Here is an 8911-nt window from a genome sequence, read left to right on the forward strand (position 1 = left end):
AAGCTCAGACGGTGAGCCAGGTTGTTACCAGAACCGAGAGCAACCGGCAGCTTACTACTGCCTCGCCGGTGTCAGACCTGACTGCCACCACCGTTGGCGTGACTCGCGCCGCGCGTCGTGGAGTCGCCACCCCCGCAAGCGGGCCTCCTCTGGACATTCCTTAATTGAGGAACGAGGCTGGTGCTGCATTGCTTTCATCGGGTCAGCGTGAAAACGGGGTTCACGAAAATGACGCATAACGATCGCCGAAAATCCACATTTTCAGTCGAGGTGCTCAACGCGACCAGCGCCGCAGGTCACACGTTGGCCATGGGGCTGCTGGAGTCCCGGCCACTGGTCCAGGTGATGTTCCTCAGCCGCTTCTTGGCCGGGGCGGCGCTTGCCGGCCAGGCGCGTGCCCATCTCGACGCGATCGCCGTCGGCACCGTGGCGTGGTTCTCGGCCGCCGTCGCCGTCTACATCTTCAACGGAGTCATGGACGTCGCCGAGGACCGCGGTAACGGCTCGCGGCGCCCTGTCGCGTCGGGGCGACTGCCCCGGTCGAGCGCGGCGGTGCTGACAGGCGGCATGGCCACCCTGGCGCTCGGCGCCGGCGCGGTGGCCGGCATCGAGGTCGAAGTACTGGTCTTCCTGGGCCTGGGGTTTGCCTACTCGGGTCCTCCGTTCCCGGCCAAGCACCAGGGGGTGGCCACCTCGGCCGTCGTCACCGGCCTGGGGCTGCTGACCTTCCTGGGGGGCATGGGTGTCGCGCAGGGCTTCAGCACCGCCGCGATCGTCTTCGGCCTGATCATGTCATCGTGGATGGGGCTGGTGGGTGCCCTGGCCAAGGATCTGACGGACGTGCCGGGTGACACCCTGGCGGGACGGCGCACGTTCGCGGTGCGGCACGGGGTCAATCCCGTCGCTCGGTACACCGCCGTACTGGCGGTCGGGGTCGCGGCGACGGGCCTCACGGCGGCCACCTTGGCAGCACCGATCCTGCTACCGTCCATGCTGGTACTCACCGCGGCGGCGTCCCGTCTCGCCCGCGACTGCCGCTCACTCACCGCCGACTCCCTCGGTCACCCCTACCGCAGCTTCATGGTCGGTCAATATGGAGCTATCGTCGCGCTAGGAATTTCCCTTGTCTGCCGCAACACGTTCTGACCACAACAAAAGATGTTGCGTCGTGGGATATCCTCAGAGAAGCTGTGTGCAGATTCCTGGTCCAAAGGTCGTACGAGGCAGAGGATTACGAGGCACAGGGTGTCGCTGGTCGACAGCTTCCGAGCGCATACCGTCGAGATCCTCGCCCGCTACGAGCGGGCTCTGCGCGACGCTGACAGCCCTCTCGTCGCCACGGCCGACCGTTGGGATCAGACCCGCCGTCAAGCCGAAGAGATACTCGGCGAATGCCTGCACATGCTCGGCCCGATCGCCCAGGAACGACCCGACCCGCAGGCCGCCACCCGCGAACTCGGCATCGACCGGGCCCGCCAGCAGATCCTCGTCGCCGACTCGATCCGCGCGGGCATCCTGCTGTGGCGCGCGGCGGTGCCCGTCCTACGCGAGGTGGCGATGTCGGAAAGCCCCGACCGCCTACCCGACATGTTCGACCGCCTGCACGAGGCGATCAGCATCCGGCTCTATATCGGCAGCGTGGCGCACGAACACGTCCGGCTCGCCAACCGGGCCGCTGCGGCAGGGAACGATCAGCACAGCGAGCCCGAGGGGGTCACGCGCCCGGACAACATCACGGAGCGCGAGTGGGAGGTGCTCAAGTGTGTCGGCCGCGCCTACTCCAACCGCGAGATCGCCAAGGAACTCGCGATCAGCGAACCCACCGTGAAAGCCCATTTGCGCAAGATATTCCGCAAGCTGGCGGCAACCTCGCGCGTGGATGCGATCAACAAGGTGGGCCTGCCGCACCGCTACAGATCCTGAATTGTCAGGTTGTGTCGGGTTCAAGGGTCAGTCCGGTGTGAGCGAGGAACCCGTCGAGTAGGTCGGTGCGTACTGGATGCTCTGGAGCCGGTTCTTGATGATCGCGAGGAGGTGGTTGACGCCGGTGACGGCGAGGTTGCCGATGCTGCGTTTGAGGTGGGACCACACGGCCTCGGTGGGGTTCAGGTCCGGGGCGTAGGCCGGTAGCCGGATCACGGTCAGCCAGTCCCGGGCGTCGATCATCTGCCGCATGGCGGCGGAAACGTGGGTGTTCAAGTTGTGCCAGACCAGCACGACCGGGCCGTCGAGCTGTTGGTGGGCGGCATCGAGGAGGGCGATGTAGTCGCGTTCGCTGAAGCTGCGGCGCTCGTTCTTGCGGCCGCGATGGGTGATCGTGCGGTAGATCAGTCGGGACCGCTGGCCGGGCCGGTAGCAGGTCAGCCCGGCGAGCGAGACGCGGCCGGAGCCCTTCCCCGACACCGGGACCACGGGGGTGTGTCCGCGTCGTCCCCAGGTGCGTGCCTTCGGTGGGCGCAGCGTCTGACCGGCCTCATCTTCGAAGACCAGCCACGCCTGCCGCTGCGCCGCTACCGTTTTCCCGCCGGCCACGTCTCCCGCCGCCACGTGGTGACCGCGGCCTCGTCACGCTCGACCGCCCGATGCGCGGGGACCTGCACCGACCAACCCAGCCGGTACATGATGTTCGCCGTCCCCCACAGCGTGTGCCGGGTGCGGAACATCCGGGCGACCAGGTCCGACACCCGCCCCCGGGTCCACCGCTGATCACTACCGAACCCGTGCGCCGCCAGCCCCTGCTCCAGAGCATCGGCCAGCCGCCGCAACCGGCCCTCATCCAGCCGGCACCGAGACCCGCCAGGCCCTTTCGACGCCAAAGTCTGTTCACCACCGGCCTGCCATCGCTTGCGCCAGCCGTACACCGCGGTCTGCGACACCCGCAGCCTGCACGCGATCTCCGGCACCGACACATCCTCGGCGAACCACCCGGCAGCCTGCCGCCGTACCGCCTCACGCTTCGCCCGCCCCCGCGCAGACAACCCACCTCCATCGGGATACCTCATCACCCCGGCCTACAACGACCACCAACGAAGATCACGCCGACGCGCCGACGCACAGTGGACGACCCGGCCATTCAAGATCTGTAGCAGCGATGATCGTGGCGGGGGACACACGGGTCGGTCACCGGGACCCCTCCCGATCCCGGCTGCCGCGATTTGTCGCCCACTCCCAGATGGCCTTCCTCGCCACTGAACTGAACTCACCGGTCGTGGGCTCCGAGAAGAGCAACTTCTCCAGTTCCTCCGACGGCCCCCGCTCCGCCAGCACCCACCCACGTGCCATCCATCCAGCGTACGAGAGGAAATCGGGAGGATCCCCCAGCAGGACGTCCCGGTCGAACGCCGGCAGCAGCACCGGCAGGATCTCGTCCAGCCGCCTCCGGATCAGGGCCGACACCTCAACCGCGCTCGCCTCATCCGTGACCCGCCACTGATCGCCACCGGAGAAGCCGGAGAAACCGATCCGGCGCCGCCAAAGACCGTGCACGTGCTCAGGCCGCGCCGACTCGGGGAGTCTGTAGCGCAGGCGATCCCGCTCCCACTTGGGTGCCAGCACCAACGCCACGTTGACGTAGAACACCTTCTCGGCCCTGCTCGAGCAGTCGGACGTCTGGAACTCGATGATCAACACATCACCCTCGGGTGAAGACCGACGAAGGATCATCTTGTCGCGCTCGAAGCCGTACCCTGCGAGTTGATCGGCGACCTCCTTGACGAGCGTGCCGAACAGCGATTGCGCAGACACCTGGGCATCACCTCTCTCGTCCAACAGCAAGCTCCCCTCTGGGGAGAGGCAGGCACAGGCTCAGTCTCGTTGGGTCAGGATGAGCCACCCTCGCTTCCATGGAGTGGATTTGCTCCGTCAAAGCGGGGGGAACTCACCCGCTGCCGCGACCAGCACCCCCGCGCCCGCCACATCTAGCGCCCGGCCCGCCGCCGTCGAGGTTGAGTGCGTCAGTGTCCAGCGGGCCTACAATGCCTGGCAGAGCCCATTCCAGCCCACCACAGCGGCGGAGTTCGCGGCAGTGAGGGAGGGCACCATCAAGATGGCAATGGACGACGGCAAGAGTTTCCTAGACGACGTGTCGGGCTATGACAGCCAGCCGTCGAAGGAACTTGCTGTCGCGATCGCGGGCTACAACTTCAGCATTTCTCTGATCAACCTGCAGGTCACGATGGGCTCTGACGTCGATCGGAAGAACGCTGCCGAGGCTGCACAGGCGCTCGAAGGCATCGAGGCGAAGTACCGCGCGTGGAAGACCACAGTCTGCTCCTGAGGCGCTGTTGCTGTAGCAGATTGGTGGGCACGCCAAGCCTCGGTTGACACCGGTCGAGCCGATCTGCCTGATGACCCCACCGGGTCTCAACCGAGCGGTAGCATCGCGCGTCGGAGCGCACTGATGTGGTGACATAGGGAGCGGCGATCCGTCATGTCCTTCGTGCCACCCTCGCCGAAGAGCCGGCACTGGACCTTCACCGCCGTCGCCATCGCAGTCGCCACACCGGCGTTGGTGTGGGGCGTCGACCGGTCGTACCGTTCCACGTATCGGTGCCTGCGGGCCCACGGATCATGGATCGGTGATTCGGACACCGACATTCCGGAGGCGTGCTCGGAGATCAGCGCGCTCCTGGGCATGCTGGCCCTGATCGCTGCTGCCTACGTCGTGGTGACAGCGATCACCGGGTTGTGTGTGGGGATCGTGGAGGGACGCCGCCGGCGCGGCTTCGGCCACCGTCGCTGGTTCACGGTGACCGTCGTCGGTGTCGCCGCCCCATGGGCGATGGCCACCTACGCCACCGGCTACGGCATCGGCCGGCTACTGCGCCCCCCGGCCGTCGACACCTCATGGACGGACGGCCGTGACGCCGCGCGTCGTACCCTCGAATTCCTTGCCGACGGCGGACACCCCGGTGCCGTGCCCGCCCCGGGGTTCCTCACCGACGAACCGGTCCACCTGGACGCCCGGCTGCACTACTCGCGGCACTACGGCACGACGGTCACCTACCAGCAGACCTCCGCGATGGCATTCGGATCCGCGGCCTTCGTCACCGGCGCCCTGCTCGCCAACGCCATCGGCAACAGCAACGCCCGATCCCGGGCCGCACGCCTCGCCAGCCCACAGTGGCGCGACCACGAACTCACCCGGGTCGTGCTCACCCCCACCCGAACCTGGTGCTACTCCTTCGGACGCTGGCTGTCGTTCGACCACACCGCCGTCATGGAATACCACCTCGACCCACACGGCGTGGTGCTCCTCTTCGCTGACACCGAGCCGCTACGCCTCAACGGGCCGGCCGCCTGGCTGCACGCGGTCCTCTTCGCGTACTTCCGGTTCGGCGCCTCGGCACTGACCACCGCGACCTTCCTCCTGCCGATCGGCGCCACCCAGGCACCGGACCAATCCGGTACGACCTCACCCTCAACCAGCAGGTGACGTCGTACCGGCGCAACTCCCCCGACGGCCTGACCGACAGCGGTTGTCTTGTCGGCCCCGTCGATCCCCTCCAGGCGGATAAGTAGCCCTTGGTGCCGGACAATCTCTTCCCTGGCAGACGCGTGATCCAAGCCCATGACCACCGCTTCCCTTCCTCCAACGGCACCCATCCCAGGTCTCGACGCGGTCTGGACGCGTCCTTCGCCGCCTCACCTCTACGGGTGCCGCCGCATCCGGAATGCCTCCCGACGCCACTGACGCCATCCCTGGTGGCCGGCCAGCCGCCGAACCCTCGATACCAGGAACAAATAGAAGCGGGTCGACGCTCGTCGAACACCCTCGACACGGCCTGGCGCGCCAGGTGCGACGAGCACGGCCGGTGTTGTCGACGTACGGCTCCGACTGCAGAGCCGGCCACGCCACCGGCTACGCGGCAACTATCGACATCTGCGAGTGCGGCTCCGACTGCGCTCGCCCTGCAAGTTCAACTACAGTCAGTCATGTTGATCGACCCAGCGGCGTCCGGAGCCGAGAAGAGTGCACTCATAGCCCTCCAGAACAGCATCGCGCAACGACGAGGCATTGGCTCAGCGCAGGGCGAACTCGACCGCGATCGCTAGTACTCCCGCGATCGCCAAGCCGAGGTTGACTGGGCGTTCCCAGGCATCCTGCCGCGCGCGGACCAGTTTGAAGATGCCCAGGCCGATGCCGGCGCCGACCACCAGCCATGCCAGCAGGATCCATAACTGATGGTGAAGCAACAACGCCGGAGCCAGGAGTGCGACGGTGTGCATATTGCCGGGAACGGGGATGCCCGCCCTCGCGCCGGCAACCGTGCCGAAAAGCAGGATGAATGAAATGGCCAGGGTGCTGAACATTCCTAGCGGCACCATAGTGAGCACCAATGCCGCAGATACCAGGGTGTAGGAAGCGACCACCGCCGATCGCCGGATCTGCCTCGCCCGGAAGTCCGCCCAGGCGAAGCCGAGGGACGTAGTCGCCACAACGATCAGCAGTGGAACGAACGGTGTGGCCGCGGCAACAGTGATGACAGCGGCCACGGCAGTCAGCATGACTAGCATTAGGGTGTACCGCTGTCCGCGGGTCTGCGGATCCAGTCCTGCGCTAGGAGAACTGGGGCGCTCTGTGACCGGTTCGGCGGTGGCAGACGAAGGGGTAGCGGCGGCTTGCCGGCTGACGGCGGGGACGCCCTGCAGGTCCTGCTTGCTGTACCCGCGACGGCCGCCGCGTAGCCACATCGCGATGAGCCCAAGCAGTGCGAGCCCTACTGCGGCGTAGAGAGGCCAGCCAGCCGGCCGACCAGTGAGCATCGCCACAGTGAGCTGATTGTCGCTCAACGGCCGCCATCCGTCGCTGCGGAACACCCCGTTGTCCAGCCCGGACAGTCTGCTTCGGCGTGCTCGCAGCAGGGCGGCGTGCGCGAACAATGCCGCGAACAAGCAGGCTCCTGTCGCCGTGCCGGCCACGATGCCCTCGCGGAAGCGGCTACGGTCCGCTAGACGCGCAGCCGACCGCAGCCGCAGCCGTCCGATGAAGCTGAGCCACAACACGAAGACGACCACACAGGCGGCTGTAGCGAGTGACTGCCAGGCAAGGGAGAACAGCGGGCCGCCGTCGTCGAACGACAGTTGCAGCGGTAACAGCCCGCCCGCCAGGAGCCCAGCCGCACCGGCGAAACCGCATGGGAGACCCCGGCGTGGCCGACGGCCCGCAGCGAGGTCGAGCTGCACATTACGCCAGATGCCGACGGCGAGGATGCCGCCGAAGACCGCACCGGCAGCCGCGCCACCGACTATGAAGGCGTAGAAGTTCGACGTCCACAGACCGGCTTTGGAGACGAGGAAGGCGGTGTTCGCGCCCAAAACGCTGGCGGCAACACCAGTCAGTGCGGCAGCGAGCGCGTTGAGACGCAACGCGTCGTGCGGATGGTGCAGCGCGGCCACTCGCTCCGCTGGTTGCGGATGGCTACCGAGGAAGCGCTGCAGCACATGACGGTTCCCCGGCCCTGCCCGCAGCATCTCGGCCACGGCCTCGGTTCCCGCCTGGCCGACCGCGTACATGTCGGCGCGGAATTCGCGCTGGCGCAGATAGTCGCGGAGCATGCCCTGTCCCACCAGGAGCGTGATCACAAGCTGTGCCGCCATGATGGCCGAGAGCACCAGGGACAGCTGGATTGCCATGAACACCAGAAGGACTGTGGCGTACACGGTCACCGTGAATGCCAGCGAACGGAAGACCGCCAGCGATCGGTAGTACACGCTGACATCGCGGTCGCGGATGTGGAAAAGCTCATGGTGAAGTACGGCGTCGAACCGGCGCCGGTCACCGGCGTAGTCGATCAACATCCCCTGGCCCAGCGCCAGCACCGGGTCTGCCGACCGTCCGAACGCAGCGGCCGTAGCTCCGGGCCGCACATCGTGGTACAACGTCGGAGACATGCTCAGGCCCGCTTCGCGGCTGTACCGCTGCACCGTGCGTGCAAGGTTCGAATGGTGTTCGAGCGGCAGCGGGCGCAGCCCGCGCCGTTGCGCCCGCCACCCAGCTTGTGCCTGGTAGATGCCTGATGCCAGCAGGAGAAAGCTGAGGCCGGTGAGCATCGCGACGCCGTTGGCGCGCTCGACCGGCACCATGCACGACTGCCAGGACCGGGTGTGCTCCTGCCAGTCCGCTGCCGTGGCGATCACCGGAACGGAACGATCCGCTACTGCGGTGCATGCCTCGCTCGCGTCCGAGCCTCCGCTCAATAGTGAGGTGAAGAACAACGAGCCACTGCAAATCATGACGATGCTGAGATAGAGGCGCGCACGAACGTCGGACGGGAGCGTCGTCGGATCCAAGGGTGGTGTCACTCGCTTCCCGTTACGAGACTGCCGACCACCGCGTCAGCGAGCGTGTTCGCCGTGCCTTCCGCGAGGCGCATCGCGCGCGCCTGCCGGTACGCGGCGTCGCGAATTAGTTGCAGCTGTTCCGGGCTCAGCGCGGCCACCCGTGCCGCCTCCACAGCCGGTACCGTCGGGGACTCGCGTCGGAATCGTCTGCTCACCCAGCGTTTGACCCAGGTGCCTGACTCGACCAACAGGGCCTCGCCCGCGGAGGCCGCGATGAAGGCGACAGCGGTCTCCGCGATCGGAAGCACATAGGGCGTGATCGCCTCGGCCAGCCCGCCGAAGCCGGTCGCGTCATCGGACGTCCGACCGTCAAGATGGCGAATCATCCCAGGATCAGCGCGGTACGCCTGAAGATAAGTCTCCAGAGCGGGTACCTCACGCGGGGCCAAGTGGACTATCACTGCTCGCGTGACAGACTCGGCAGTGACCATGGCGGGTTGCGTCAAAGGGATGTCTCGTAACTCGGTGGCGGGTCCATGGTGGATCATGTTGTGGTGCAGGTGATCACGGCGGCGCGCTCGGAGTGGATCTTCCCGTTCACCGGGCTGCAGCCCGCCCAGTTCCGCAG

General features: G+C 66.8%; 9 protein-coding genes. 4 read left to right on the forward strand and 5 right to left on the reverse strand.

The window, feature by feature from the left end; translation table 11 throughout:
- The first annotated feature begins 180 nt into the window (after window positions 1-180).
- Both JQN84_RS29580 and JQN84_RS29585 read left to right on the forward strand, forming a co-directional pair.
- Window positions 181-1146: a UbiA family prenyltransferase gene (locus JQN84_RS29580; protein ID WP_204961877.1), complete on the forward strand. Its 966-nt coding sequence runs from the start codon at window positions 181-183 to the stop codon at window positions 1144-1146.
- Between the two features lie 99 nt (window positions 1147-1245).
- Window positions 1246-1923, forward strand: a complete 678-nt coding sequence (locus tag JQN84_RS29585) for a helix-turn-helix transcriptional regulator (protein ID WP_307821485.1) — start codon at window positions 1246-1248, stop codon at window positions 1921-1923.
- A 27-nt stretch (window positions 1924-1950) separates the two neighbouring features.
- On the opposite strand, the gene JQN84_RS29590 is transcribed toward JQN84_RS29585, so the two are convergent.
- The 3 genes from JQN84_RS29590 to JQN84_RS29600 all read right to left on the reverse strand — a co-directional run bounded on the left by JQN84_RS29590 (window position 1951) and on the right by JQN84_RS29600 (window position 3768).
- Window positions 1951-2532, reverse strand: coding sequence for a transposase (locus JQN84_RS29590; RefSeq protein ID WP_307821486.1), 582 nt, complete (start codon window positions 2530-2532; stop codon window positions 1951-1953).
- The gene (locus tag JQN84_RS29595; protein ID WP_239486425.1) at window positions 2511-2978 is read right to left on the reverse strand and encodes a helix-turn-helix domain-containing protein; all 468 of its coding nucleotides are present in this window, start codon (window positions 2976-2978) and stop codon (window positions 2511-2513) included. The genes JQN84_RS29590 and JQN84_RS29595 overlap by 22 nt, the downstream gene beginning before the upstream one ends.
- 142 nt (window positions 2979-3120) lie before the next feature.
- Window positions 3121-3768, reverse strand: a complete 648-nt coding sequence (locus JQN84_RS29600; RefSeq protein ID WP_239486426.1) for a DUF4304 domain-containing protein — start codon at window positions 3766-3768, stop codon at window positions 3121-3123.
- 283 nt (window positions 3769-4051) lie between these two features.
- Here JQN84_RS29600 and JQN84_RS29605 point away from each other — a divergent pair, with 283 nt between their 5' ends.
- Window positions 4052-4276, forward strand: a complete 225-nt coding sequence (locus JQN84_RS29605; RefSeq protein ID WP_204961878.1) for a hypothetical protein — start codon at window positions 4052-4054, stop codon at window positions 4274-4276.
- A gap of 153 nt (window positions 4277-4429) precedes the next feature.
- Window positions 4430-5434, forward strand: coding sequence for a hypothetical protein (locus JQN84_RS29610; RefSeq protein ID WP_204961879.1), 1005 nt, complete (start codon window positions 4430-4432; stop codon window positions 5432-5434).
- Window positions 5435-6021: 587 nt separating this feature from the next.
- Here JQN84_RS29610 and JQN84_RS29615 read toward each other — a convergent pair.
- Window positions 6022-8292, reverse strand: a complete 2271-nt coding sequence (locus JQN84_RS29615; protein WP_204961880.1) for a M48 family metallopeptidase — start codon at window positions 8290-8292, stop codon at window positions 6022-6024.
- Between the two features lie 8 nt (window positions 8293-8300).
- Complete coding sequence (locus JQN84_RS29620) at window positions 8301-8669, reverse strand: hypothetical protein (protein WP_204961881.1); 369 nt, start codon at window positions 8667-8669, stop codon at window positions 8301-8303.
- Window positions 8670-8911 lie beyond the last annotated feature (242 nt).

The organism is Micromonospora humidisoli (assembly GCF_016900955.1).
GTDB classification, from domain to species: domain Bacteria; phylum Actinomycetota; class Actinomycetes; order Mycobacteriales; family Micromonosporaceae; genus Micromonospora; species Micromonospora wenchangensis.

Coding starts and splice junctions, on each gene's coding strand:
- JQN84_RS29605 (WP_204961878.1), top strand. CDS start 4,052: ATGGACGACGGCAAGAGTTTCCTAGACGACGTGTCGGGCTATGACAGC.
- JQN84_RS29620 (WP_204961881.1), bottom strand. CDS start 8,669: ATGATTCGCCATCTTGACGGTCGGACGTCCGATGACGCGACCGGCTTC.
- JQN84_RS29610 (WP_204961879.1), top strand. CDS start 4,430: ATGTCCTTCGTGCCACCCTCGCCGAAGAGCCGGCACTGGACCTTCACC.